The organism is Mesorhizobium sp. M7D.F.Ca.US.005.01.1.1, assembly GCF_003952545.1.
Taxonomy (GTDB): domain Bacteria; phylum Pseudomonadota; class Alphaproteobacteria; order Rhizobiales; family Rhizobiaceae; genus Mesorhizobium; species Mesorhizobium loti.
The window spans coordinates 1,272,947-1,297,299 of sequence record NZ_CP034453.1; the positions used below are offsets into that span (position 1 = coordinate 1,272,947).

At 64.2% G+C, this 24,353-nt stretch carries 22 protein-coding genes; 12 read left to right on the forward strand and 10 right to left on the reverse strand.

Features of this window, described 5'->3' with window-relative positions:
• Positions 1 to 182 precede the first annotated feature (182 nt).
• The 7 genes from EJ076_RS06210 to EJ076_RS06240 all read left to right on the forward strand — a co-directional run bounded on the left by EJ076_RS06210 (position 183) and on the right by EJ076_RS06240 (position 12,539).
• A complete protein-coding gene (locus tag EJ076_RS06210; protein ID WP_126067283.1) occupies positions 183 to 2,738 on the forward strand; it encodes a PAS domain-containing sensor histidine kinase in 2,556 nt (851 codons plus the stop codon).
• An 8-nt stretch (positions 2,739 to 2,746) separates the two neighbouring features.
• Entirely contained in the window at positions 2,747 to 4,258 is a 1,512-nt protein-coding gene (gene tsaE / locus EJ076_RS06215; RefSeq protein ID WP_126067284.1) for a tRNA (adenosine(37)-N6)-threonylcarbamoyltransferase complex ATPase subunit type 1 TsaE, read from the forward strand.
• Positions 4,255 to 4,983 carry a nucleotidyltransferase family protein gene (locus EJ076_RS06220; protein WP_126067285.1) on the forward strand — a complete coding sequence of 243 codons (729 nt, stop codon included), beginning with the start codon at positions 4,255 to 4,257 and terminating at the stop codon, positions 4,981 to 4,983. The genes tsaE and EJ076_RS06220 overlap by 4 nt, the downstream gene beginning before the upstream one ends.
• The gene (addB, locus tag EJ076_RS06225; protein WP_126067286.1) at positions 4,980 to 8,114 is read left to right on the forward strand and encodes a double-strand break repair protein AddB; all 3,135 of its coding nucleotides are present in this window, start codon (positions 4,980 to 4,982) and stop codon (positions 8,112 to 8,114) included. Before EJ076_RS06220 ends, addB begins: the two co-directional genes overlap by 4 nt.
• Complete coding sequence (gene addA, locus EJ076_RS06230; RefSeq protein ID WP_126067287.1) at positions 8,111 to 11,629, forward strand: double-strand break repair helicase AddA; 3,519 nt, start codon at positions 8,111 to 8,113, stop codon at positions 11,627 to 11,629. The genes addB and addA overlap by 4 nt, the downstream gene beginning before the upstream one ends.
• A 77-nt stretch (positions 11,630 to 11,706) precedes the next feature.
• A complete protein-coding gene (gene trxA / locus EJ076_RS06235; protein WP_126067288.1) occupies positions 11,707 to 12,030 on the forward strand; it encodes a thioredoxin in 324 nt (107 codons plus the stop codon).
• Between the two features lie 227 nt (positions 12,031 to 12,257).
• The gene (locus EJ076_RS06240) at positions 12,258 to 12,539 is read left to right on the forward strand and encodes a cupin domain-containing protein (RefSeq protein ID WP_013528325.1); all 282 of its coding nucleotides are present in this window, start codon (positions 12,258 to 12,260) and stop codon (positions 12,537 to 12,539) included.
• A 23-nt stretch (positions 12,540 to 12,562) separates the two neighbouring features.
• On the opposite strand, the gene EJ076_RS06245 is transcribed toward EJ076_RS06240, so the two are convergent.
• The 6 genes from EJ076_RS06245 to EJ076_RS06270 all read right to left on the reverse strand — a co-directional run bounded on the left by EJ076_RS06245 (position 12,563) and on the right by EJ076_RS06270 (position 18,135).
• A complete protein-coding gene (locus EJ076_RS06245) occupies positions 12,563 to 12,982 on the reverse strand; it encodes a VOC family protein (protein WP_126067289.1) in 420 nt (139 codons plus the stop codon).
• Positions 12,983 to 13,017: 35 nt separating this feature from the next.
• Positions 13,018 to 14,343 (reverse strand): folylpolyglutamate synthase/dihydrofolate synthase family protein, encoded by a 1,326-nt coding sequence (locus EJ076_RS06250; protein ID WP_126067290.1) that lies wholly within the window; start codon positions 14,341 to 14,343, stop codon positions 13,018 to 13,020.
• A 62-nt stretch (positions 14,344 to 14,405) separates the two neighbouring features.
• Positions 14,406 to 15,332 carry an acetyl-CoA carboxylase, carboxyltransferase subunit beta gene (accD, locus tag EJ076_RS06255; RefSeq protein ID WP_126067291.1) on the reverse strand — a complete coding sequence of 309 codons (927 nt, stop codon included), beginning with the start codon at positions 15,330 to 15,332 and terminating at the stop codon, positions 14,406 to 14,408.
• Positions 15,333 to 15,380: 48 nt separating this feature from the next.
• On the reverse strand, positions 15,381 to 16,220 hold the full coding sequence (gene trpA / locus EJ076_RS06260; RefSeq protein ID WP_109666943.1) for a tryptophan synthase subunit alpha: 840 nt from the start codon (positions 16,218 to 16,220) through the stop codon (positions 15,381 to 15,383).
• Between the two features lie 2 nt (positions 16,221 to 16,222).
• Positions 16,223 to 17,443 carry a tryptophan synthase subunit beta gene (gene trpB / locus EJ076_RS06265; protein ID WP_109666941.1) on the reverse strand — a complete coding sequence of 407 codons (1,221 nt, stop codon included), beginning with the start codon at positions 17,441 to 17,443 and terminating at the stop codon, positions 16,223 to 16,225.
• 32 nt (positions 17,444 to 17,475) lie between these two features.
• Positions 17,476 to 18,135 (reverse strand): phosphoribosylanthranilate isomerase, encoded by a 660-nt coding sequence (locus EJ076_RS06270; protein WP_126067292.1) that lies wholly within the window; start codon positions 18,133 to 18,135, stop codon positions 17,476 to 17,478.
• 113 nt (positions 18,136 to 18,248) lie between these two features.
• Between EJ076_RS06270 and EJ076_RS06275 the strand changes: the two genes are divergently transcribed.
• The gene (locus tag EJ076_RS06275) at positions 18,249 to 18,467 is read left to right on the forward strand and encodes a hypothetical protein (RefSeq protein ID WP_126067293.1); all 219 of its coding nucleotides are present in this window, start codon (positions 18,249 to 18,251) and stop codon (positions 18,465 to 18,467) included.
• A gap of 5 nt (positions 18,468 to 18,472) precedes the next feature.
• Here EJ076_RS06275 and EJ076_RS06280 read toward each other — a convergent pair whose 3' ends face one another.
• The 4 genes from EJ076_RS06280 to EJ076_RS06295 all read right to left on the reverse strand — a co-directional run bounded on the left by EJ076_RS06280 (position 18,473) and on the right by EJ076_RS06295 (position 21,844).
• Complete coding sequence (locus EJ076_RS06280) at positions 18,473 to 19,231, reverse strand: M48 family metallopeptidase (RefSeq protein ID WP_109666937.1); 759 nt, start codon at positions 19,229 to 19,231, stop codon at positions 18,473 to 18,475.
• A gap of 100 nt (positions 19,232 to 19,331) precedes the next feature.
• Positions 19,332 to 19,814 (reverse strand): DUF2852 domain-containing protein, encoded by a 483-nt coding sequence (locus tag EJ076_RS06285; protein ID WP_063169787.1) that lies wholly within the window; start codon positions 19,812 to 19,814, stop codon positions 19,332 to 19,334.
• 117 nt (positions 19,815 to 19,931) lie between these two features.
• Positions 19,932 to 21,074 (reverse strand): benzoate/H(+) symporter BenE family transporter, encoded by a 1,143-nt coding sequence (locus tag EJ076_RS06290; protein ID WP_126067294.1) that lies wholly within the window; start codon positions 21,072 to 21,074, stop codon positions 19,932 to 19,934.
• Complete coding sequence (locus tag EJ076_RS06295; protein WP_126067295.1) at positions 21,074 to 21,844, reverse strand: alpha/beta hydrolase; 771 nt, start codon at positions 21,842 to 21,844, stop codon at positions 21,074 to 21,076. Before EJ076_RS06295 ends, EJ076_RS06290 begins: the two co-directional genes overlap by 1 nt.
• Before the next feature lie 205 nt (positions 21,845 to 22,049).
• Here EJ076_RS06295 and infC point away from each other — a divergent pair, with 205 nt between their 5' ends.
• From infC to rplT, 4 genes are all read left to right on the forward strand, one after another.
• Complete coding sequence (gene infC / locus EJ076_RS06300) at positions 22,050 to 22,586, forward strand: translation initiation factor IF-3 (RefSeq protein ID WP_013528312.1); 537 nt, start codon at positions 22,050 to 22,052, stop codon at positions 22,584 to 22,586.
• Positions 22,587 to 22,752: 166 nt separating this feature from the next.
• Positions 22,753 to 23,379, forward strand: a complete 627-nt coding sequence (locus EJ076_RS06305) for an isoprenylcysteine carboxylmethyltransferase family protein (RefSeq protein ID WP_126067296.1) — start codon at positions 22,753 to 22,755, stop codon at positions 23,377 to 23,379.
• A gap of 181 nt (positions 23,380 to 23,560) precedes the next feature.
• Complete coding sequence (gene rpmI / locus EJ076_RS06310; protein WP_006201248.1) at positions 23,561 to 23,764, forward strand: 50S ribosomal protein L35; 204 nt, start codon at positions 23,561 to 23,563, stop codon at positions 23,762 to 23,764.
• A gap of 37 nt (positions 23,765 to 23,801) precedes the next feature.
• Complete coding sequence (gene rplT / locus EJ076_RS06315) at positions 23,802 to 24,203, forward strand: 50S ribosomal protein L20 (RefSeq protein WP_023672281.1); 402 nt, start codon at positions 23,802 to 23,804, stop codon at positions 24,201 to 24,203.
• Positions 24,204 to 24,353: the final 150 nt, after the last annotated feature.

Here is a 24,353-nt window from a genome sequence, read left to right on the forward strand (position 1 = left end):
TACCAGATATTGAGGCCGGGCGATTGACTTTTCGCCCGGCTTTATTTTTGCGCGCAATCGCCTTCACGGCGATTCGGCGAGGGGTTATTGTCAGGTGATTCGCGACGCTTCCATCCCGAGAGGGCTCAAGAGAGGTGCGCATCAGGGCGGTCTTGCATTCAGGCGGCGGAGAGGACCAAGACATGCCGGGGCAACACCCGCACAGAGCGGGACGGGCCGTTTCCGGCGGCCATGACGATTCGGGGATCACCAGCTCCGCTTTGCAAAGCGGAAGCCTGTTGTGGCGCGCCCGCGCGTCAATCTTCCTTGCCACCTCCGCGCTGGCCGGTCCCTTGGCTGGTGCTGCCGCGCATGCCGAAACCGCTGCTGCCGCGGTCGCCGGATTTTCGGTGAGCACCGTCGAGGTCATGCAGCTTGCCGTGTTTGTCGGCGTCACGGGTGCCGCACTTCTGTCGGCCATCGTTCTCATCCGCGAAAGAGCCCGCACCTCGACCGAGAATATCGAACTCAGGAGCCGCCTCGCCGACATCAACGCGGCGCTCCGCCGCTCGGAGGCGCTGCTCAATCTGCGCGACCAGCGCGTGGTCGTCTGGGCCGCGGAAAACAAGAAGCCCGAACTCATCGGCACATTGCCTGTCGAAAGCGGCGCTCCGGAGGACCGGGCCGCTTTCCTCGCTTTCGGCCGCTGGCTGATGCCGCGTTCGGCGGCAGCACTTGAACATGCCGTTGCGGGATTGCGCGAGAAGGCGAAACCCTTCGACCTCGTCATCGAATCGCAGGCCGGCGCGCCGCTCGAAGTGCATGGCCGCAAGAGCGCGGCGCATGTGCTCGTGCGTTTCGTCTCGCTCTCGGAGACGCAGCGCAGCCAGGCAAGGCTGAAGATCGAGAACCAGCGGCTGGCCGCCGACCACGACACGATGATCGGCTTGCTCGACGCGCTGAATATGCCGGCATGGCTTCGCAGTGAGGATGGGCGGCTGAAGTGGGTCAACCGGGCCTATGCCGATGGGGTCGAAGCTGAAAATGCCGAAGCCGCGGTTCGGGAGGCGAAAGAATTCCTCGGCGGCCAGGCACGCGATGCGATCGCCGCCCAGCACAAGACGCATCCGGTTTTCGAGCAGTCGCTTTCCACCGTGATCGGAGGTGACCGCCGTGTGTTTGCAGTCACCGATTTCGCCGGCAGCGATGGCTCGGCCGGCCTTGCCTGCGACACCAGCGCCATCGAGGCGGTTCGCGGCGAATACGAACGGACCGTCAGGAGCCACGCCGACACGCTCGACCAGCTCAACACGGCGGTCGCCATTTTCGACACCGACGAGAAGCTGCGGTTCTTCAACCAGGCCTTCCAGAAACTATGGGGTCTCGACGCAGGCTTCCTGCACAGCGCTCCCGACAATGCCTTGCTGCTCGACCGGCTGCGCAGCGATGGCAAGATCGCCGAGCAACCTGAATGGCGCCGCTGGAAGGAAGGCCTGCTCGGCGCCTATCGCGCAGTCGAGTCGCAGGAACATTGGTGGCATTTGCCGGACGGCAAGACCATCCGCGTCGTCGCCAACCCGCAGCCCAAGGGCGGCGTGACCTGGGTGTTCGAGAACCTGACCGAGAAGATGGACCTCGAGAGCCGCTACCAGACAGCGGTGCGGGTCCAGGGCGAGACGCTCGACAATCTTGCCGAAGGCGTGGCGGTGTTCGGCCCCGACGGCAGGCTCCGGCTATCGAATCCCGCCTTCGCCACGCTCTGGGGGTTGAGCGGCGAGGCGGCCAAGCCCAACGTCCATGTGTCCACGATCCGCGACCTTTGCGACCGGCAGGCGGTGGATAGTCCCTGGCCAGGCTTCGTTGCCGCCATCACCGGCTTCGACGACGAGCGCCGCGACCGCCACGGCCAGACCGAGCTCAACAACGGAAATGTGCTGAGCTACGCCATCATCCCGCTACCCAATGGGCAAGTGATGATGACCTTTGTCGACGTCACCGACAGCGTCAATGTCGAACGAGCGCTGAAGGACAAGAACGAGGCGCTGCAAAAATCCGATCAGCTCAAGAACGAATTCGTCCAGCACGTCTCCTACGAATTGCGCTCGCCGCTGACCAACATCATCGGCTTCACCGAATTGCTGTCGCAGCCCACGACCGGTCCGCTGACGCAGAAGCAGCGTGAATATGTCGAGCATGTCAGCTCGTCCTCTTCGGTCCTGCTCACCATCGTCAACGACATCCTCGACCTGGCGACGGTGGACGCCGGTATCATGCAGCTCGACATTTCCGAGGTGCACGTCGATCGCACCATCGCGGCCGCGGCCGAACTGGTGGCCGACCGGCTGGAAGAGCATTCGATCAGGCTCGAGGTCGACGCCGCTGCCGCACCGAAGACGTTTCACGGCGATGAGATCCGCGTCCGCCAGATCCTCTACAACCTGCTCAGCAACGCCGCTAACTATGCGCCGGAAGCCAGCACCATCCGGCTCACTTGCCGCCATCTGGCGGACGGGGTTGAATTCTCGGTTCATGACGACGGTCCGGGCATGCCGCCGGACCTGCTCGATTCGGTGTTCCGCCGTTTCGAGCCGCGCGCCAATGGTGGCCGCCGGCGCGGCGCCGGTCTTGGTCTGTCGATCGTCAAGAGCTTTGTCGAGCTGCATGGCGGCAGCGTTCGCATCGAAACCGGCAAGGACAAGGGCACGACCGTCATCTGCACCTTTCCCGACATGCCGGGCATCCGCGCCGCGGCCGAGTAGCGCGCTCGATGACGGGATTGCTGCTGGAGCGTTTACTCGCCGACGAGACACAGACAGCACGGCTGGGCGAAGATCTGGCGCTGTCGCTGCGCCCGGGTGATGTGCTTGCCCTCAAGGGCGATCTCGGCGCCGGCAAGTCGACGCTGGCACGGGCCTTGATCAGGGCCTTGGCCGACGATGCCGGCCTCGATGTGCCGAGCCCGACCTTCACACTGGTGCAGAGCTACGACACCGGCGTCCCGGTCCATCATTTCGATCTCTACCGCCTGTCCTCGGCGGCCGAGCTCGATGAGCTTGGGTTCGACGAAGCCCTGACGCAAGGCGCTGCTTTGGTCGAATGGCCGGAACGGGCGGAGGCCTATCTGCCGAAAACCACGGTCCTGATCGAACTCGTCGAGCATGGCGACGGCCGGTTGGCGAGATTGTCGGGGCAGGGCGCTGCCTTCGATTGTGCGGCGCGGTCGCTGGCCATGCGCGACTTTCTCGGGAGCACAGGCTGGGGGGAAGCGCAGCGCCGCCACTTCATCGGCGATGCTTCGGCCCGCTCCTATGAGATCGTTTCGCTGCCGGACCAGAAGCCTCAAGTGTTGATGAACTCGCCACGGCTGGTGCTCGGCCCGCCGGTTCGCGACGGCAAGCCCTATGCCGAGATCGCGCACACCGCCCAGTCGGTCTCCGCCTTCGTCGCCATCGACCGCGCCTTGAAAGCCGGCGGGGTCAGCGTTCCGGAAATCCATGCCGAGGACCAGGAGCAGGGGTTCCTGCTGCTCGAACATCTTGGTTCGGAAGGGTTTCTCGGCAGCGATGGCCAGCCGCTGGCCGAGCGCTACGCGGCGGCGGCCGAGCTGCTGGCCATGATGCATGGCAGGACCTGGCCGCGGCGCCTGGAAACAGGGTTGGGCGGCTTCCACGACGTCCCGCCTTTCGACCGCGACGCCATGATGATCGAAGCCGACCTGCTGGTCGACTGGTACGTGCCGGCGATATCGGGCAGCCCGGCAAGCGACAGCTTGCGCGCCGGCTACCACAAGGAATGGAACGCGCTTCTCGACCGGCTGCAAGGCCGCGAAGTCACACTCATGCTGCGTGATTTCCATTCGCCCAACATCATCTGGCGCGGCGATCGCTCCGGCCACGATCGGCTGGGCATCGTCGATTTCCAGGATGCGCTGATCGGCCCGTCCGCCTATGACGTCGCCTCGCTCGCCATGGACGCTCGCGTGACGATGTCGCCCGAGATCGAGAGGGAGACACTCGATGCCTATGTCGCCGCGCGCCACGCAGCCGGCGCTTTCGACGAAGCAAGCTTCCTGGAATCCTACGCCATCATGGCGGCGCAGCGAAACTCCAAGATACTCGGCATCTTCGTCCGCCTCGAAAAGCGCGACGGCAAGCCCTATTATCTGAAGCACCTGCCGCGCATTCGCGATTATCTGCGCCGGGCCTTGTCTCATCCGGCGCTAGCAAGCCTGCGGGATTTCTACAATGCCAACGGTTTGCTGGAGGAGCGAACGCTGTGACAGCAAGACCGGACAATGCCATCGTACTTGCCGCCGGGCTTGGCAAACGCATGCGGCCGATCACCGACACCATTCCCAAGCCGCTGGTCAGGATCGCCGGCAAGACGTTGCTCGACTGGAGCCTGGACAGCCTGGCCGCCGCCGGTGTCACCAAGGCAGTCGTCAACGTCCATTACTTTCCCGAACAGATCGTCGCCCATGTCGTCGCGCGCCGCGCGCCACGGATCGTCATCTCCGATGAGAGCGAACAACTGCTCGATTCCGCGGGCGGCATCGTCAAGGCGTTGCCGGAATTGGGCGAGCAGCCCTTCTACATCCTCAACGCCGACACGTTCTGGATCGACGATGGTCCCCTCAATCTCCAGCGTCTCGCCCTTGCATGGGACGCGGCGAAAATGGATATTCTGCTGATGCTGGCGGATCTCCATCAGGCGACCGGACACTGCGGCAGCACCGATTTCCTGGTGGAGCCGGATGGCGGCTTGCGGCGCTCAAAGGGGGATCCGGCGGGCCTGATTTACGCCGGCGCGGCGATTATCCATCCGCGCCTGTTCAAGGACGCGCCGGCCGGGCCGCACTCGCTCAACGCCTATTTCGATTCGACCATTGCCGCAGGGCGTCTGTTCGGCATGCCGATGCATGGCCATTGGATCACCGTCGGTACGCCCGACGCCGTTGCGCTCGCGGAAGCGGCGGTCGCCGGCGCACTGACCGAGTCGCAATGAGCGGCTCAAGCCGCGTTTTCTCAATTCCCCCCGGAGCGCCGTTTCTGCCGACGCTTGCCGAGGCGCTGCTTGCCGGCCGCCTTGTTCCGGGGTTTCGCTTTGATGGCGATCCGCTCGCTTTGGCCGATGTCACCATCTATGTGCCGACGCGCCGTGCCGCGCGTGCCTTGCGGGGTGTCTTCGTCGACAGCCTGGCTGCGCGCGGCGGCGGCGGTTCGGCGATCCTGCCGGTCATCCGCCCACTCGGCGAGTTCGATGAGGATGAGGCGGCATTCGAGACCGAGGCTTCGGCAGCCATCCATCTCGCGCCGCCGATCGCGGCAACCGAGCGCCTGTTGCTGCTGACGCCGCTGGTGCGCGCCTGGAAACGCCGGCTGCCGGCACATGTCGCCGCCCTTTTTGCCGAGGAGATCGTCATCCCGGCCTCCACCGCCGACGCGATCTGGCTGGCGCGCGATCTCGCCCGGCTGATGGACGAGATCGAGACGGAAGGCACCGACTGGGCCAAGCTCACCGGTCTGGTGACCGGCAACCTTGCCGGATGGTGGCAGGTGACGCTCGAATTTCTTGGCATCGTCACCGACGCCTGGCCGAAATTCCTTGAAGAGAGCGACCGCTCCAATCCGGCTGCGCATCGCAGTGCGCTGATCCGCGCCGAGGCCGCACGGCTGCAGCGCAATCCGCCGGCCGGCCCGGTCATCGCCGCGGGCTCGACCGGCTCGATCCCTGCCACGGCAGAACTGCTTGCCGCGATCGCGCGCTTGCCCGGCGGTGCCATCGTGCTGCCCGGTCTCGACCGGACGCTGGACGAAGCGTCCTTCCAGGCAATCGCGTCGCCAGGTGCGCGTCCGGCCGTGCTTGGCCACCCGCAATATGGCCTCGCCAGGCTGATCGCCAAGATCGGCGTGCTGCGCGGCGATGTCGAGGAGATCGGCGCGGGCGAACCGCAACTTGCGCTTCGCGCCGCCCTTGTCGGCGAAGCATTGCGGCCGGCCGAGACCACCGAACTCTGGGCTGAGACGCGTGCCGGGTTCCCGGCATCCGATATTGCCGGCGCCTTCGCCGAAGTGACCTTGCTCGAAGCTGCCAGCGAACGCGATGAAGCCGTTGCCATCGCCGTCGCGCTCAAGCGTGCGGTCGAACAACCCGGCCAAAGGGCGGCTCTCGTCACCGGCGACCGCGCGCTGGCGCGTCGCGTCTCGATCGAGCTCCAGCGCTTCGGCGTCGTCGCCGACGATTCCGGTGGCACGCCGCTCGCCAACACCCCGGCGGCCAGCCTGCTCAGGCTGGCACTCGAGGCGTTGTTCCGGCCAGGCGATCCGGTTGGCCTATTGTCGCTGCTCAAGCATCCGCTGCTTGGCCTCGGCCTCGAACGGGCTGATGTGCGCCACGCGGCGGAACTGGTCGAACTGGTGGCGCTGCGCGGTGGCACTGGCCGCCCCGACATCGTTTCGCTGCCGGAACTGTTCGAGGCCCGCCTCACCGGCCTCGGCAGCGGCAGCCGGCCGCCCTTCTGGTTTTCCCGACTGACCGTGCGCGCCATCGAAAGCGCTCGGAATTTGCTTAGACGCCTCACACAAGCGCTGGCGCCGCTCGCGGCTTTCCGTGGCCAGGCGGACGCCGACCTTGCCGCGCTGGTCAGGGCCAGCGTCAGCACACTCGAAAATCTCGGCCGTACCGCCGATGGCGGCCTTGGCGAACTCTATGCCGGTGACGCCGGTGAAAAGCTTGCCGAACTGCTGCGCGGGCTGGTCGCGGCTTCGGCGCCCTTGTCGTTCGCGGGCAATGAGTGGCCCGACGTGATGGCAGCGCTGATCGCGGCCGAAACGGTCAAGCCGGCGCAAGGCACCGACAGGAACATCGCCATCTGGGGCGCGCTGGAAGCCCGGTTGCAGACCGTCGATACGCTGGTCATCGGTGGCCTCAACGAGGGCGTATGGCCGCGCAAGCCGGAGAGCGACCGCTTCATGTCGCGGCTGATGAAGACCGGCATCGACCTCGAACCGCCCGAACGGCGCATCGGCCTTGCCGCGCATGATTTCCAGATGGCCATGGGCGCCAGGAAGGTGGTGCTGGCCCGCTCGGCACGCGCCGGCGACGCCCCCGCCGTGCCGTCGCGCTGGCTGCAGCGCCTGCTCACCTTCATCGGCAACGACCAGGCGGCGGAGCTGCGCCGGCGTGGTGACGAATTGCTCGCCTGGGCGCGCGCGCTCGATACCGGCCCAAGGCAGGATTTCGCGCCGCGACCGCATCCGAAACCGCCACTGTCCGTGCGCCCGGGCCATTTCTCGGTCACTGAGATCGAGACCCTGCGCCGGGATCCCTACGCCGTCTATGCAAGACGGATCCTCGGCCTGATGCCGCTCGATCCGGTCATTCGCGACCCCGGTGCGGCCGAGCGCGGCACGCTGTTTCACGCCATCCTGCACCTGTTCTCGGCGCGCGTCGCCGATCCGCGCGCGCTCGATGCACTCGCCGGCCTCATCGCCGCCGGCCGCGCCTGTTTTGCCGAAGCCGCACTTCCGGCTGATGTCGAGGCGGTGTGGTGGCCGCGCTTCGAGAAACTCGCCGCCAACATCATCGAGTGGGAGCGCACGCGCGCCGACGCGGTGATCCGGCGGCACGCCGAGGAGCGCGCCGGAAAGACCGTCGTCGGTCAGTCAGGCGTGACGCTGTCCGGCTACGCCGACCGCGTCGATCTTCTGGCCGGCGGCATGGCCGACATATTGGACTACAAGACCGGCTCCTCGCCGTCCAAGGCGCAGGCGCACACGCTGCTGGCGCCGCAGCTGGCGCTGGAGGGCGCGCTGCTCAGGCGTGGCGCCTTCAAGGATTTGGGCGCGCGCGAGCCTTCGCAACTGGCCTTTATCAGGCTGAAGCCGAATGGCGAGGTGTTCGAGGAATCCATCCTTGAACACAACCGCCAGCCCCGAACCGCGACCGATCTTGCCGAAGAAGCCTGGGCGCGGCTGGAAAAGCTCCTGATCCACTATGCCGACCCGGCGACCGGATACCTCTCGCGCGCGTTGCCGTTTCGCGAAGGCGAGACCGATGGCGACTACGACCATCTTGCCCGCGTGCTCGAATGGTCGGCAGGCGGCGATGCCGGTGACGAGGGAGGGGAGGCATGAAGAAGGCCTATCCCATCCCCAGCGATACCGCGACCAGCCAAGCCCGCGCCGCCGATCCTGGCAATTCCGCCTGGGTGTCGGCGAATGCCGGCTCCGGCAAGACCCATGTGCTGGCCCAGCGCGTCATCCGGCTGCTGCTGCGCGGCACCGATCCGTCGAAGATCCTGTGCCTGACCTATACGCGCGCCGCTGCCGCCAACATGTCGAACCGGGTGTTCTCGACACTGTCGGAATGGACCACGCTCGGTGACGCGGATCTGGCGGCGAAGGTCGAGGCGCTGGAAGGCCGCCGGCCCGATCTCGAGACCATGCGCCGGGCGCGGCGGCTGTTCGCCGAGGCACTGGAAACACCTGGTGGGCTGAAGATCCAGACCATCCATGCCTTCTGCGAATCGGTGCTGCACCAGTTCCCGCTGGAAGCCAACATCCCGGCCCATTTCGAGATGCTCGACGGCCAGATGGAGGCGTCGCTGTTTGCCGCCGCGCGCCGCGACATGATCTCCGGCACAGCCGCCGGCGACGCGGATCTGACCGAGGCCTTTGCCACCATTCTCGACCGTGGCGGCGAAGCCGGGCTCGACGCCTTGCTGGGCGAGATCGTGCGCAAGCGCGACGGCCTGCGCAATTTCATCGACGCCGTCGGACGCGACGGCACGCGCTTCCAGGCCCTGTTTGATGAGTTCGATTTCCGCCCCGGCCAGACCGCCGAGGGCATCGCGGCGTCGGTGTGGCCGTTGCCGGGTTTCCTGCCGGACTATTTTGCCGGCTTCGCTCAGGCCGCAGAAGCCACTGATGCCAGATCGGTGCTGAACAACATCCTGCCCTATGCGCGCCAGGCTTTCGCCGAGGGCGATCCCATTCGCCGCCTGCAACTGCTGGCGAGAGCCTTCCTCAAGACCGATGGCGATGCTTATGATCCGGCAAAGGCCTTCAAGAAGGCTCTGGTCGACAGGCTGCCGGATCTGGCGGAGCGGTATCTCTCGGCGACCAAAGCCATCATCGAAACAGTCGACCGGCTGGCCCTGTTCAGGATGCTGGAAGGCACGCGCGCCGCACTGACCGTCGCCGACTGGCTGATCGCCCGTTATGAGGTGTTGAAGCGCAGCCGTGGCTTTCTCGACTTCAACGACCTGATCACCCGCACGGTCAACCTGCTGGCGCGGCCTGACGCCGGCCCCTGGGTGCAATACAAGCTCGACCAGGGCATCGATCATATCCTGCTCGACGAGGCGCAGGACACCAGCCCGGATCAATGGGAAGTGGTGAAGCGCCTGGCGGAAGAATTCTTTGCCGGCTTCGGCGCCCGCGACAGGGTCCATCGCACGGTCTTCGCCGTTGGTGACGAGAAGCAGTCGATCTATTCGTTCCAGGGTGCCGCCCCGGACTCCTTCGCCGACAGCCGGCTGTTGTTTGCGGGACGAGTGCGTGACGCCGAGGCGTCCTTTGCCGACCTCAAGCTGACCTGGTCGTTCCGCTCGACCGACGACGTTCTGACCGCGGTCGACCGCGTCTTTGCCGACGCAAGCGTGCGGCGCGGCATCAGCCATGATCCCGATCCGCTGCGCCACCAGGCGATCCGCACCGATGCGCCAGGCTATGTCGAGGTGTGGCCGTCGGTCGGCGCCGATGTCGTCGATGAGCCCGACGACTGGACGCAAGCCATCGACCATGCGCATGCGCCGGCGGTGCGCGTTGCCGAGAATGTCGCCGCCACCATTGCCGGCTGGATCGGCGCCGGCGAGATCATCGAAGGCCGGGGCAAGCGGCTGCGGCCGGGCGACGTGCTGGTGCTGGTGCGCAAGCGCGATCGCTTTGTCCATGCGCTGACCCGGGCGTTGAAGCGCCGCGACATTCCGGTCGCCGGCGCCGACCGGCTGAGCCTGCCAGGCCATATCGCGGTCAAGGACCTGATCGCGCTCGGTCATCTCCTCATCCAGCCGCAGGACGATCTGTCGCTCGCCGCCGTGCTGCGCAGCCCGATCTTCGATCTGCCTGAAGAGATGCTTTTCGAGCTCGCGGCGGAGAGGCCGCAGGGCCTGTCGTTGGTCGCATCGCTGCGCGCTCATGCCGACGAAAGCGAGCGCCTGGCGGCGGTCGTCGCCCGGCTCGACACCTGGACAAACGAAGCTGCCTTCAAGCCGGTGTTCGAGTTCTATGCCGCCCTGCTGGCGCGCGATGGCGTGCGCCGCAAGATGATCGCGCGGCTTGGGCCCGAAGCCGGCGATATCCTCGACGAGTTCCTCAGTTTCTGCCTCGCCGAGGAGCGAACCGGCCTGCCGGGGCTGGAAGCCTTCCTGTCGACACTGGAAAACGCCGGTCCCGAGATCAAGCGCGAGATGGACCAGACCCGCGACGAGGTCCGGGTCATGACTGTGCACGCCGCCAAGGGCCTGGAAGCGCCGGTCGTGTTCCTGGTCGATGGCGGTTCCGCCCCATTCAGCGACCAGCATCTGCCGCGCTTGATGCCCTTCGATGGCTCCGGCGCAAACTGGGACGGCAAGGGTTATCTCTGGCGCTCGGCCAGCGATGTCGCCAATGGCTTTTCGAAAGCGGCGGCAGCGCGGGCACGGGAACTCGCCGATGACGAATACCGACGGCTGCTTTATGTCGGCATGACCCGTGCCGAGGACCGGCTGATCGTCTGCGGCTATCACGGCAAGCGGGCGCCGAACGCAGGGACCTGGCACTCGATCGTCAGCCGCGCGCTGCTTGGCGCTCCCGAGAGCGAACAACGTCCGCATCCCGCCGGCGGTGAACCGGTGCATCGTTTCCATGTCACCAAGCTGCCGCCCGTCGCACTGGCTTCCAGCGAGCAGGCGCGGCCGACCGACGAGTTCGCACCTTTGCCGGCGACCCTGTTCCGGCCCTTGCCGCCCTTCGAGGATTTGCCGCGTCCGCTGTCGCCATCCGGCGCCTCGGCGCTGATAGACGAAGGCAAGGAAGCCGTGGTCGACAAGGCGTCGCCGGTGCTCGACGCCGATGCCGAGCCGGGTTTTGCGGTGCTGCGGGGGCTTGCCCTGCACAAATTGCTGCAGATGTTGCCCGGCATCGCGGACCCCGAACGCCAGGGCGCGGCGGAACGCTATCTCTTGCGAACGGGCGCGGGCTGGCCTCCGTCAGAGCGTGAGAAGGCCCTGGCGTCGGTCACATCAATCCTTGCCGACGTCAGCTTCGGTCAGCTGTTTGCGCCATCGTCGCGTGCCGAGGTCGCGATCATGGGCAGCCTGGAGGTCAAGGGCAAGAAGCGCTCGATTTCCGGCAAGATCGACCGGCTGGCGGTGACATCGGACATGGTATCGATCGTCGACTACAAGACCAACCGGCCGGCGCCCGGTTCTCTGGCCGAGGTGCCGCCGGCCTACCTGCTCCAGCTCGCCCTCTATCGCGCCCTGCTGCAACCGCTCTATCCCGGCCGCGCGGTCAAGGCGGCCCTGCTGTTCACCGAGGCGCCGCGGCTGATCGAGCTGCCGGCCAGTGCCATGGATGATGCTCTTGCTCGACTCACGGGAGCGTGACACAACACCTGCTTGAAGAAGGGCGCGATCACCACCACATTTGGTGGGACAAAAACTTTCGAAAGGATTTTTCCCATATGGCAACCGTCAAGGTCGACAAGAGCAACTTCCAGACCGACGTGCTTGACGCCAACGTACCGGTCGTCGTCGATTTCTGGGCGGAATGGTGCGGCCCCTGCAAGCAGATCGCGCCGTCGCTCGAAGACATCGCCACCGAACTTGGCGCCAAGGTCAAGATCGCCAAGCTCAACATCGACGAGAATCCGGAGCTTGCCGCCCAGTTCGGCGTGCGCTCGATCCCGACGCTGATGATCTTCAAGGGCGGCGAAATGGCCGACATGAAGGTCGGTGCCGCGCCGAAGACCGCGCTGTCGCACTGGATCAATGGCAACCTCGCCTGATCCATCTGAAAATCATGACCATCAAGCCCGGCCTCGCGCCGGGCTTTTTGTTGGCGTCATCTGCAGCGCCGCGCGTCCTTGGACGCGCAAAGGACGCTGTAGCAGTTTGATTTGCGCATGATCCTTTCAGAAAATCGATTTCGATTTTCTGGGTCATGCGCTGCCACGCTCTGGCCCTCGCGCCCGGCCACTCCATGTCATCTGCTTGAGGCAGACAGGAGAACCCCATGACCGGATCCGCCAAGGCCACCGTCTTCATCGACAATGAGCGTGTCATCGTCACCGAATACCGCTTCGCGCCGGGTGAAAACACCGGCTGGCACCGCCACGGCCACGACTATGTCGTCGTGCCGCTGATGGACGGCAAGGTGAAGCTGTTGACCAAGGACGGCGAATCCTTCGCCGAGATGAAGAAGGGCGCGCCCTATTTCCGCAAGGAGGGTGTCGAACACGACGTCATCAACGCTAATGAAGGCGAATATGCCTTTATCGAGATCGAACTGAAGTAAGCCGTCAGGGCCGGCAGGCGCGATTACCAGTCGGCGATGCGATCGCCTCCCGCGAATTGCGCGCTTTTTTCGGTATATTCGAACAGTTCGATCTTCACGTCGTTGGGGTCACGAATCCAGGCCTGGAAGGTGTCGTCGCAGGCGTGTTTCTTGGTTGTGACGTCAACGCCTTTCGAGCGGATATGGGCGATCGCCGCATCGATGTTTTCTACTTCGAGGCAGAGATGGTTGATCTGGTTCAGGTCGCTGTAGCGAGCTCCGTCCTTCTGGAACACCTCGACATGGCTGCGCCCGCCGCAATTGAGGTAGAATCCGAAAATCTTGCCGTCGCGCAGGAAATTGAACTGCGTATCCAGGCCGAGGACGTCGCGATAGAAGCTTCGCGTCACTTCCAGGTCGTGCGCGAAGATGCAGACGTGAGCGAGCTGCTTGACCTTGATCATGACTGCTTCCTCGCGTTGGCAGCCGAAGTCCGACCTCAAGTCGGCGGCGTGCCGTTCTCGGCCAGCACTGCGCCGGCTAGGTACAATGAACCACCGATCAGGATGCGTGGCGCTGGGCCGTCCCAGGTGTCGCGCAGCAGCATCAGCGCATTGGCAACGGAACTCACCGGCTCGGCCGTCAGCCCAGCCTCCGTCGCCCGGACCGCCAGTTCGTCGTTCGGCACGCCGGCCTCGCTCAGGCTCACCGGCACCGTGTAGACATGCCGGGCGAGACCCTTGAAGGCGCGGAAATAGCCGCTCTGGTCCTTGGTGTTGATCATGCCGGAGATGAGGAAGAGCGGACGCGGGTTCCTTTCTTCCTGCTCGGCCAGCGCTTCGGCAATCACCACGCCGGCGCCCGGATTGTGGCCGCCGTCGAGCCAGATGTCGGCGCCCTTCGGCGCCAGTTCGGCCAGCCGGCCCTGCGCCAGTTTCTGCATGCGGCCGGGCCAGGCGACATTGATCATCGCTTTTTCGGCGGCGCGATGGCTGATCTCGAAACCGGCCGCCTTGACCGCGGCGATCGCCGCCGCCGCATTGGCGAACTGGTGGCGTCCGGGTAGCCGGGGCGGCGGCAGGTCCATCAAGCCGTCTTCGTCCTGATAGACCATGCGGCCATTTTCCTCGAAGGCGAGGAAATCCTGGCCGTAGACGAAAGTGGGGCACTCAAGCCGCTCGGCGGTTTCGATCAGCACCTGCAGCGCCGTCTCGCTTTCCTGGGCACCGATGACCACCGGGCAGCCGCGCTTGATGATGCCGGCCTTCTCGGCGGCGATCAGTTCGACGCGGTCGCCAAGATAGGCCTCGTGATCGAGCGACACCGGCATGATCACCGACACGGCCGGCTCCTTGACCACATTGGTCGCGTCGAAGCGGCCGCCGAGCCCGACTTCGATGATCGCTGCGTCGGCCTGATGTTCGGAAAACAAGAGGAAGGTGACGGCGGTGAGGATCTCGAAGACGGTGATCGTCTCGCCTTCATTGGCCCTGGCGACGCGCGCGATCGCGTCGGCGAAAACCCTGTCCTCGACCAGCTTGCCGCCGCCATCGGCGGCCAGCCGGTAGCGCTCGTGCCAGTTGACCAGATGCGGCGAGGTATGGACATGGACGCGGTAGTCCGCGGCCTCGAGTAGGGCGCGCGAAAAGGCAGCGCACGAACCCTTGCCGTTGGTGCCGGCGATGTGGATGACCGGCGGCAACCGGTCCTGCGGATTATCAAGCCGCTCTAGGAGCCGCGAAATGCGGTCGAGCGAAAGGTCGAAGCCCTTCGGGTGAAGCGCCATCAGGGCTTCGATTTCGCGGTCGGCGGCAAGTGTTGTCATGTGAGAATCCTAAGCGCGCGACGGATCGCGCGCAATCGCGGTTCGCGGCTAAGAATGTCGCGTCAGGCCTGCGGACGCGTCTCAGCCGGAATCGTTGCCGGCGGCAGGATTTCCGGCTCCAGCGGCTTTTGCTCCTCCGGCATCTTGAGCAGCATCTTGAGCAGCCGCGAAATGGTTTCGCGCAGTTCCAGCCGCGACACCACCATGTCGACCATGCCGTGCTCCATCAGATATTCGGAGCGCTGGAAGCCGTCGGGCAGTTTCTCGCGGATGGTCTGTTCGATGACGCGTGGTCCGGCAAAACCGATCAGCGCGCCAGGCTCGGCGATGTGCACGTCGCCCAGCATGGCGTAGGAGGCGGTGACGCCGCCGGTTGTCGGATTAGTCAAAACGACGATGTAGGGAAGGCCGGCTTCCTTCAGTCGGTCGACGCCGACCGTGGTCCTCGGCAATTGCATGAGGGACAAAATACCTTCCTGCATGCGGGCGCCGCCGGAAGCGGCAAACAAGATCAGCGGCCGCTTGCGCTGCAGGGCCGCTTCGAAGCCGTGCACGATGGCGTCGCCGGCGGCCATGCCGAGCGAGCCGCCCATGAACGCAAAATCCTGCACCGTGACCACAACCGGCAGGCCTTCGACGGTCCCCAGCGCATTGATGATGGCGTCTTCCAGGCCGGTCTTGGCCTTGGCGTCCTTCAACCGGTCGACATAGCGCTTCTCGTCGCGGAATTTCAGCGGATCCTGCATGACCTTGGGGTTGTCCAGGGTCTCATATTTGCCGTCGTCGAAGAAGAATCTCAGCCGCTCCTTGGCCGAGATCTTCATGTGATGGCCGGAGGACGGAATGACGAACTGGTTGGATTCCAGATCCTTGTGGAACACCATCTCGCCGGTCTCCGGATCCTTGATCCAGAGGTTCTCGGGCATGTCGGTGCGCCGGCCGAGCATCGAATTGATCTTCGGGCGAACGTAATTGGTGATCCAGTTCATCGCTTCGGCTCCTGTCCTGACGAAGAGTTGGCTAAAGACGTAGGGAAACTATTCGGCAGCAGCAAGGCGAGCCGAGCGCACACCTTGCGCAAGGCCGCTGACCAGCGTGGCGACGGCTTCGGCCGGGTCGGCGGTCTTTTCGCCCTTCGGCCCCAGCACATTGGCCACCGCATTGACGATGGCGGTGCCGACGACGACGCCGTCGGCATTGGCGCCGATGACCCGTGCCTGCTCGGCGGTCTTGACGCCGAAGCCAACGCAGACCGGCAGGTCGGTATGGCCCTTGATGCGCTTGACCGCCGCCGCCACCTTGTCGGTGTCGGCAAGTGCTGAGCCGGTGATGCCGGTCATCGACACGTAGTAGACGAAGCCCGATGTGTTCTGCAGCACCTTGGGCAGGCGCTTGTCGTCGGTGGTCGGCGTCGCCAGCCGGATGAAATTGATGCCGGCTTTCAGCGCCGGAATGCACAGTTCCTCGTCCATCTCCGGCGGCAGGTCGACAACGATCAGCCCGTCGATGCCGCTGGCAATCGCGTCCTTGAGGAAGCGGTCGACACCATAGATGTAGATCGGATTGTAGTAGCCCATCAGCACGATCGGTGTCTCATTGTCGCCGGTCCGGAATTCGGACGCCATCTTCAGCGTCTTGACCAGCGTTTGTCCACCTTTCAGCGCCCGCAAGCCCGCCGCCTGGATCGCCGGGCCGTCGGCCATCGGATCGGAGAACGGCATGCCGAGCTCGATGATGTCGGAGCCTGCGCCGGGCAGTGCCTTCATGATCGACAGCGAGGTGTCGTAGTCCGGGTCGCCGCCCATGAAATAGGTGACAAGCGCCGGGCGGCCTTCGGTCTTCAGCTTCGCCATGCGGCGATCGATGCGGGTCACCATGATCAGATCTCCATGCCCAGCATCGAGGCCACCGTGTGCACGTCCTTGTCGCCACGGCCGGACAGGTTGACGATGACGATCTGGTCCTTGTCCATGGCTGGCACGATCTTCACCGCATGCGCGATGGCATGGGCCGATTCCAGCGCCGGGATGATGCCTTCGACGCGCGTCGTCAGCTTGAAAGCCTCCAGCGCCTCGTCATCGAGGATCGGCACATATTCGACGCGGCCTGAATCGCGCAGCCAGGAATGTTCCGGCCCGACCCCGGGATAGTCGAGGCCGGCTGAGATCGAATGCCCGTCCATGATCTGGCCGTCGGCATTCTGCAGGAGATAAGTGCGGTTGCCGTGCAGCACGCCGGGTCTTCCGGCGTTCATCGAGGCGCAATGCTCGATGCCGTCGAGGCCGCGGCCACCGGCTTCGATGCCGATGATGCGAACCTCCTTGTCGTCGAGGAAGGGATGGAACAGGCCGATGGCGTTCGAACCGCCGCCGACAGCGGCAATGATCGTGTCCGGCAGCCGGCCTTCCTGCTCGAGGATCTGCGCCCGCGCCTCGATGCCGATCACCGACTGGAAGTCCCGCACCAGCTCTGGATAGGGATGCGGGCCAGCGGCGGTGCCGATCAAATAATAAGTGTCCTCGACATTGGTCACCCAGTCGCGCAACGCCTCGTTCATGGCGTCCTTCAGCGTGCCGTGACCGGCGGTCACCGGCCGCACTTCGGCGCCGAGCAGCTTCATGCGGAAGACGTTGGGGCTTTGCCGGGCAACGTCGGTGGCGCCCATATAGACGACGCAGGGAAAGCCGAAGCGGGCCGCGACCGTGGCCGAGGCCACGCCGTGCTGGCCGGCACCGGTTTCGGCGATGATGCGCTTCTTGCCCATGCGCTTGGCCAGCAGGATCTGGCCGAGGCAGTTGTTGATCTTGTGCGAACCGGTGTGGTTCAGATCCTCGCGCTTGAAATAGACTTTTGCACCACCGAGATGTTTGGTCAGCCCCTCGGCGAAGTAAAGCTTCGACGGCCGTCCGGCATAATGGGTCGACAGGTCAGTCAGTTCTGCCCTGAAGTCCGCATCGTTCTTGACCTCATTCCAGTGCCGCTCCAAGTCGAGGATCAGCGGCATCAGCGTTTCGGCAACGAAACGACCACCAAAAATGCCGAACATGCCCTGTTCGTCGGGTCCGGTGCGGAAGGAATTGGGTGTCGCCGGCTTGTTCATCGCCGATCTCCTGGCTTGTCGTTAAGGCATGATCAGGCGGCGCGGTTGTCCCGCGCTGCCCTGACGGCCCGGAAAAACTGTTCGATCAGCGCCGGACCCTTGACGCCCGGCGCGCTTTCCACGCCTGAGGAAATGTCGATTCCAGGCGGGTTGGCAAGCCGAAGGGCATCGCCGATATTGGCGGCGTTGAGCCCACCGGAAAGCATGTAATCGACGCCGCCGTCAAGGCCGGCGAGAATGCGCCAGTCGAAGGCAACACCATTGCCGCCCGGCAGTTCGGAGCCTTTCGGCGGCTTGGCGTCGAACAGGAACCGGTCTGCTGTGCCGATGAATGGCTTTATCCGCTCGAGATCGGCAGCCTCGCTGAGCGGCAGCGCCTTCATCACCGGCAAGCCGTAGCGGGCCTTGACCTCGGCCACCCGCTCCGACGTTTCAGAGCCGTGCAGCTGCAGCATGTCGGGCTGCATCTTGGCAACGATCTCATCCAGGAAGGCGTTGCTGGCATCGACGGTTACGGCAACCGCCAAAGCCTTGCCGCGCGCCGCCTCGCGCAGACGGCCAGCCTCGGCAGGTTCGACATAGCGTGGGCTTTTCGCGAAGAAAATAAACCCGACATGGCTGGCGCCGCCGGCCAGCGCCGCGGCCATTGCCCCGTCAGTCTTCAAGCCACAAATCTTGATGTCGAGTGCCATGGCGCGGGAATTGGCATGAAAAGCGAAAAGAGTCGAGAAAAAGCATGCCGTTTGCCGGCACGGCCAAAGGCGCTACCTATGGATGGGACAGGATGCAAGGCGGGAGCACGATCATGGCCGACAGAACCGTTGCCGAACTCAGGCAGAAGATCACGCAGGCGCGCGAGGTCATTGCGCACCTGATGGACAAGGCCGCCTTCAACGGCGCCGAGGCACATCGGGCGCTCGACTATTTCGGCAGCGATGCCTTCGACGGCAATTTTTTGCCCTGGCCGCATCATGGTGATGAGGGGTTGCGACCGGACGAACTCAACGCGGCGAATGATGATTGAGGGAACTACTCGAACGCGATCGCCTGCAGCGCGCCGCCATTGCGCTTCAGCCATGCCTTGCAGCGCTCGGTGTCCGGGCAGAGCTGCTCGCACAGTTTCCAGAATTTCGGGCCGTGGTTCATCTCCTTCAGATGCGCCACTTCATGCGCGACGAGGTAATTGATGACCGGCGACGGCGCCATCATGATGCGCCAGGAAAACGACAGATTGCCGTCGGAGGTGCAGGATCCCCAGCGGCTTGACGTGTCCTTGAAGCGGATCGCCTTGGCGCGCTTGCCCAGCGCCTCGGTGTGCTTGACCACCAGCTTCTCGATCTCGCGCTTGGCCTCGCGCTTGAGGAAATCGGCGATGCGGCGCGGCAGATGGATGCGGTCGCCATGCACGATCAGCAGCGGACCGCGCTCGTCGCGCGACACGGTCACCGTGCCGCGTTTCGAAGGCTCATGGACGATGCGGTGCGCCACGCCGCGCACCGGAATCTTGATACCCGGCCGCACCTGCGGCCGCGCCGGTACCTTGGCCAGCCGCTGCTCCAGCCAGTCCTGATGGCGGTCGAGGAACTTTTCCACCTCGCCCCGGCGCAGGCCGGGCGGCACAGTGATGCGCAGGCCCCGGCCACCTGAATCGATGCGCAGGGTCAGCCGCCTTGCACGGTCGTTCTCGACGATCTTGAGCGGCAGCGAGCGGCCGGCAACGACGTGCTCGCGCTCCTCGACAGGCGCGGGCTTGGGCTTTGTCAGGTTGCGGAAGAAGCCGAATGACATGGCGCAACGATACGTGATTCGAGGAAAACGAATAGAACAAAAAAGAAACGGCGCCGCTCGCGCGACGCCGTTCTTTCACGATGTGGCCTGTCGCTTGGCCTCAGTCGTCAAGCAGGTTCGAGCCCTTGCCACGCTTGGTGGTCGTCGTTCCGGTGCTCGGATCGGTCTTCGTCGGCGCCGTCGACTTGTTGCGGTTGGCCATAAAGCGGTCGAACTCGTCCTGGTCCTTGGCGCGGCGCAATTCGCGGGCATACTCGTCGAACTGGGTCAGCATCTCGTCGAGCTTGCGGCGCTCTTCGTTCAGGCGCTCAAGTTCCTTTTCGCGCCAGTCGTCGAAAGCGACGTTGCCGGTGCGGGCGGAGCCATTGCCCCAGCGTGCGGCCTTGTCGGAACCGCGGCGGCAGCCGGCGAAGATGCCGTCGGTCGCGCGGTTGACGTCACGCTTGAAGCCGTCGAGGCGGTCGCCCCAGATGATGTAGGCAAGCATGGCGAAGCCGAGTGGCCAGAACACCATGAAACCCACAACCATCAACGCGATGGTCGCCGGCGTCCAGGCCGGACGGATCAATGCAGATGTGTTCATTTTCTCCCATTCCTTCGGTTGGAGACAGCCAAACCCGGCTGCGTGGAATCGAAATGGGAAGGAGAAAACGGCGATTCAAGACAATGTCCGCCAAAACCGGACAAGCGGCTGAAATGATTATCGCTTTTTGAGCCTATCGAGGAAAAGCACGACCAGCCCGGCAATCAGGCCCCAGAATGCGGCACCAACGCCGAACAGCGTCAGCCCGGACGCGGTGACGACGAAGGTGACGGTGGCGGCCATGCGATCGCCCTCGTCCTTCAGCGCGATCGACAGCGCGTTGGCAAGCGACGCCATCAGCGCCAGACCCGCCACCAGCACGATCAGGCTCTGCGGCAGCACGGCGAAGATCGCCACCAGCGAAGCGCCGAAAATCGCGAAGACGAGATAGGCAAGCGCATAGAACGGTCCGGTCTTCCAGCGCTCGGCAGGGTCGGGGTGGACGTCCGGCCCGGTGCAGATCGCCGCCGAGATCGCCGCCAGATTGGTGGTCGAGCCGCCGAATGGCGCCGACAGCAGCGAAAACAGGCCGGTGACGCCGATTAGCGGGCCTGGCTCCGGATGGTAGCCGGCGGCGCGCAGCACGGCCAGGCCGGACAGGTTCTGCGAGGCCATGGTGACGAGATAGAGCGGTAGTGCCAGGCCGATCATCGCCTTGGCGGTGAAATCAGGCGCAATCAGCGTCAGCGTTGACAGTTCCGGTGTCGGCAGGCCGCCGACACGGCCGGTGAGGAACGCGGCGAGGCCACCGCCGATCAGCACCGCTAGCACCGACAGGGCCGGATTGAACAGCCGGATGACGAAGAAGGCCGCAATCAGCGGCAGGATCAGCCACGGGTCGACAGGAATGGTCTTCACCGCATTGAGCGCGAAGGTGACGACGATGCCGGCCAGCATGCCGGAGGCGACCGAGGGCGGTATCCCCGAGATCAACTGCGTCAGGGGCCGGAACAGGCCGGTGGCGATCAGAAGGATGCCGGTGACGATGAAGGCGGCGACGGCCTCGCCCATCGAAAAGCCGCTCGAGGCCGCGATCAGCGCCAGGCCCGGCGTCGACCATGCGGTGATGACGGGCATTTTCGTGCGCCAGGACAGCCACAGGCTCTCGATCGCCATGGCCAGGCAGATGGTCGTAACCCAGCTTGCCGTCTCGATCTGCGTCGCGCCGACTGCCTTGGCGGCGGCGATGACGATGGCCAGCGTGCCGCCAAAGCCGACGATGGCGGCGACGAACGCGTGTATCGGAATGGAAAGGCGCATCAGTTTCCCCTCTGCGCCATCGCGTCGACGGCCCGCACCAGCATGTCGAGATCCTGCGGCCGCGACAGGCGGTGGTCGCCGTCAGGGATCAGCGACAAGGTCACGTCGTCGGCCGGCAGCAGGCTGACCAGCTTCAGCGCGTGGCTTGCCGGTACGTCCGCATCGGCCAGTCCCTGCAGGATGTGCACCGGGCAATGCGTGTCGATCGGGCCTGTCATCACCAGGTTGTTGCGTCCGTCCTCGATCAGCGCGCGCGTGTAGATGTAAGGCTCGGCGGAATAATCCGACGGCTCTTCGAAGAAGCCTTTCTCCGTGAGGTCGCGCTTCTGCGCCTGCGTCAGCACCGGTTCGACCAGTTCGGCGGTAAAATCCGGCGCCGGCGCCAGCAACACCAGGCCAGCGACCTTGCTATCGCCTGCCTTGCGCAATTCCTGCACCATACGCAGCGCGATCCAGGCGCCCATCGAGGAGCCGACCAGGATTTGCTTGCCTTTGGTGAAATGCCGGAACACGGCAAGGCTCTGCGCAAGCCATGTCGAAATCGTGCCGTCAGCAAAGGCGCCGCCGGATTCACCATGGCCGGAATAATCATGGCGCAGGAAGGCGCGGCCTTCTCTTGCCGCCCAGTCCGACAGCACCTGCGCCTTCGTGCCCAGCATGTCCGACTTGTAGCCGCCGAGCCAGACGATGCCGGGCGCGGAGCCAGCATTGTGGCGCACCGCGATGCGTGGTCCGTCGACATCCAGAAAGATTGGGGGCGTGGCGTTCATGGCTTTTTCCTCAAGCCGGTCTTGTGACACAGCCTGTGGCGTGGCGAAAAGTGCTCGCGGTGTTCTTTGTTTGGTGCAGGGCAGCGATCAGGGTGATTTTCTGTCAATGCTGTGCTATTGACTCCGCCCGCGCGCTCACCACATTGGCGCGTCCACGCATCAACACTGACAAACCCTGAACGAAACGGCCAAGGAGACCACGACCATTCGCAGACCTTTCAAAGCAGCGGCGCCGACCAAGGATGGCCCGCGCTCCAACCGTGACATCCGGGTTCCCCGGGTCCAGCTTATCGACGCCGAAGGCCAGAACCGCGGCGATGTTTCCATCAACGACGCATTGCTGCTCGCCGAAGAGGCTGGGCTCGATCTCGTCGAGATATCGCCCAATGCGGTGCCCCCCGTCGTCAAGATTCTCGATCTCGGCAAGCTGAAATACGCCAACCAGAAGAAGGCGGCCGAGGCGCGCAAGAACCAGAAGGTCATCGAGATCAAGGAGATCAAGATGCGCCCGAACATCGACAGCCATGACTACGAGACCAAGATGAAGGCGGTTCGCCGCTTCTTCGAGGAAGGCGACAAGGTCAAGCTGACGTTGCGGTTCCGTGGCCGCGAGATGGCGCATATGGAACTCGGCATGCAGCTTCTGAACAAGGTCCGCGAGGAAGTGGCGACGATCGCCAAGGTCGAGGCGGAACCGAAGCTCGAAGGCCGCCAGATGATGATGGTGTTATCGCCGCGCTAAGGTGCTGAATATCAACACACCTTGGATCACGAAGACGTCAGGCCTGGTTATCGCGCTTAAATCCGCCTGAATCACATCCCAAGGCGTCCCGGCGATCGGCGGGACGCCTGTTTTCTTGGCCGAGGCTGCGATCGCCGGCCAAACTCCTCGACGATCGGATTCCACCTTGGACAAAGAACTCAAATACGGGCTGGGTAACTACCAGCATACGCGCAGGATGGTGCTTACCGGGCTCGTGGCCGTCCTGTTCGCAGCGCTGCTATTTGGCCAATCGACGTTTCCGCCCGACACACCAGTGCATGAGTCGATCGAAATGTTTGGCGTGCTGCTGATTTTTCTCGGCATCGTCGGGCGCCTTTGGGCGACGCTCTACATAGGTGGGCGCAAATCTTCCGAGGTGGTGACCGGCGGGCCTTACTCGATCACCCGCAACCCACTCTATGTGTTCTCGACCGTAGCCGCAGCCGGCGTCGGCGCGCAGATCGGCTCGTTCACCGGCATCATTCTCTTCGGGCTTTTGTGCGCGGGCGCTTTCCACATCGTCATCCTGCGCGAGGAGAAATTCCTCAAGGAAGCACTCGGCGCGCCGTATGCGGCCTATCTGGCGCGGGTGCCGCGCTTCTTCCCGAAATTGTCGCTCTACCAGGAGGGCGATACGGGCAGCTTCAAGCCGCGCCTGCTGTTGACCACGCTGCTCGACGGCCTGGTGTTCCTCGTCGCGCTGCCGGCCTTCGAACTGATCGACGGCGCCCAGCAGTCGGGCATCCTGCCGGTCTGGTTCACGCTTCCCTGACCGGGACAGAGCCTCGCACGAGCTGAGGTGTTGCGCAGCCGCCGTCTTTGACGTATAGGACCGCCGTTCAAGAAAACCGCCCGGCAGGGCATGCCGTGGCGGTTTCATTTGCTTTTCGGGCTTTGGTCGGCCCGAAGCGAACAAGAAGCGCGATAGTGCGCCAACGATACGGAGTAGCAAAATGCCCAAGATGAAGACCAAGTCGGCCGCCAAAAAGCGGTTCAAGATCACAGGTACGGGTAAAGTCCTGTCGGCTGCGGCCGGCAAGCGTCACGGCATGATCAAGCGTTCCAACAAGTTCATTCGAAATGCCCGCGGCACGATGGTTCTGGCTGAACCGGATGGCAAGAAGGTCATCAAGAATTTTCTGCCGAACGGCCTCTAAGGCATTCGGTTCGGACACGTTTTAAGGAGATCATGACATGGCACGCGTAAAGAGAGGCGTCACCTCGCACGCCAAGCACAAGAAGGTCCTGAAAGCCGCCAAAGGCTTCTACGGCCGCCGCAAGAACACCATCCGCATCGCCAAGCAGGCGGTGGAAAAGTCGATGCAGTACGCGTATCGCGACCGCAAGAACCGCAAGCGCTCGTTCCGCGCTTTGTGGATCCAGCGCATCAACGCCGCGACGCACGAGCATGGCCTGACCTATGGCCGCTTCATCGACGGCCTCAACAAGTCGGGCATCGAGATCGATCGCAAGATCCTGTCGGACATGGCCATCCACGAGCCGCAGGCTTTCGCAGCCCTGGTCGCCAAGGCCAAGGTGGCGCTCGAATATCTGAAGAACACCACGCCGAACGCTTTTGAAAGCGCTGTCGCCTAAGACCAGCGCTTCCCAAGCATTCGCAATTCTGATTTGGGGAACCCGCGCTGGCACGGCTGGCGCGGGTTTTTCTTATGACCCGCTACTGCAAATTCAGAGTCCATCATGACGAATGACGAGCGCACAATCACTATAAAGCTGCCTGAAGGC

What these genes read in the sequence shown, in the direction of transcription:
- EJ076_RS06290 (WP_126067294.1), bottom strand. Translation starts at nt 21,074, where the DNA reads ATGCGCCTTTCCATTCCGATACACGCGTTCGTCGCCGCCATCGTCGGC.
- rplT (WP_023672281.1), top strand. Translation starts at nt 23,802, where the DNA reads ATGGCACGCGTAAAGAGAGGCGTCACCTCGCACGCCAAGCACAAGAAG.
- trxA (WP_126067288.1), top strand. Translation starts at nt 11,707, where the DNA reads ATGGCAACCGTCAAGGTCGACAAGAGCAACTTCCAGACCGACGTGCTT.
- rpmI (WP_006201248.1), top strand. Translation starts at nt 23,561, where the DNA reads ATGCCCAAGATGAAGACCAAGTCGGCCGCCAAAAAGCGGTTCAAGATC.
- trpA (WP_109666943.1), bottom strand. Translation starts at nt 16,220, where the DNA reads ATGGTGACCCGCATCGATCGCCGCATGGCGAAGCTGAAGACCGAAGGC.
- addA (WP_126067287.1), top strand. Translation starts at nt 8,111, where the DNA reads ATGAAGAAGGCCTATCCCATCCCCAGCGATACCGCGACCAGCCAAGCC.
- EJ076_RS06250 (WP_126067290.1), bottom strand. Translation starts at nt 14,343, where the DNA reads ATGACAACACTTGCCGCCGACCGCGAAATCGAAGCCCTGATGGCGCTT.
- trpB (WP_109666941.1), bottom strand. Translation starts at nt 17,443, where the DNA reads ATGAACAAGCCGGCGACACCCAATTCCTTCCGCACCGGACCCGACGAA.
- EJ076_RS06270 (WP_126067292.1), bottom strand. Translation starts at nt 18,135, where the DNA reads ATGGCACTCGACATCAAGATTTGTGGCTTGAAGACTGACGGGGCAATG.
- EJ076_RS06295 (WP_126067295.1), bottom strand. Translation starts at nt 21,844, where the DNA reads ATGAACGCCACGCCCCCAATCTTTCTGGATGTCGACGGACCACGCATC.
- EJ076_RS06285 (WP_063169787.1), bottom strand. Translation starts at nt 19,814, where the DNA reads ATGAACACATCTGCATTGATCCGTCCGGCCTGGACGCCGGCGACCATC.
- EJ076_RS06240 (WP_013528325.1), top strand. Translation starts at nt 12,258, where the DNA reads ATGACCGGATCCGCCAAGGCCACCGTCTTCATCGACAATGAGCGTGTC.
- EJ076_RS06210 (WP_126067283.1), top strand. Translation starts at nt 183, where the DNA reads ATGCCGGGGCAACACCCGCACAGAGCGGGACGGGCCGTTTCCGGCGGC.
- accD (WP_126067291.1), bottom strand. Translation starts at nt 15,332, where the DNA reads ATGAACTGGATCACCAATTACGTTCGCCCGAAGATCAATTCGATGCTC.
- addB (WP_126067286.1), top strand. Translation starts at nt 4,980, where the DNA reads ATGAGCGGCTCAAGCCGCGTTTTCTCAATTCCCCCCGGAGCGCCGTTT.
- tsaE (WP_126067284.1), top strand. Translation starts at nt 2,747, where the DNA reads ATGACGGGATTGCTGCTGGAGCGTTTACTCGCCGACGAGACACAGACA.
- EJ076_RS06245 (WP_126067289.1), bottom strand. Translation starts at nt 12,982, where the DNA reads ATGATCAAGGTCAAGCAGCTCGCTCACGTCTGCATCTTCGCGCACGAC.
- EJ076_RS06275 (WP_126067293.1), top strand. Translation starts at nt 18,249, where the DNA reads ATGGCCGACAGAACCGTTGCCGAACTCAGGCAGAAGATCACGCAGGCG.
- EJ076_RS06280 (WP_109666937.1), bottom strand. Translation starts at nt 19,231, where the DNA reads ATGTCATTCGGCTTCTTCCGCAACCTGACAAAGCCCAAGCCCGCGCCT.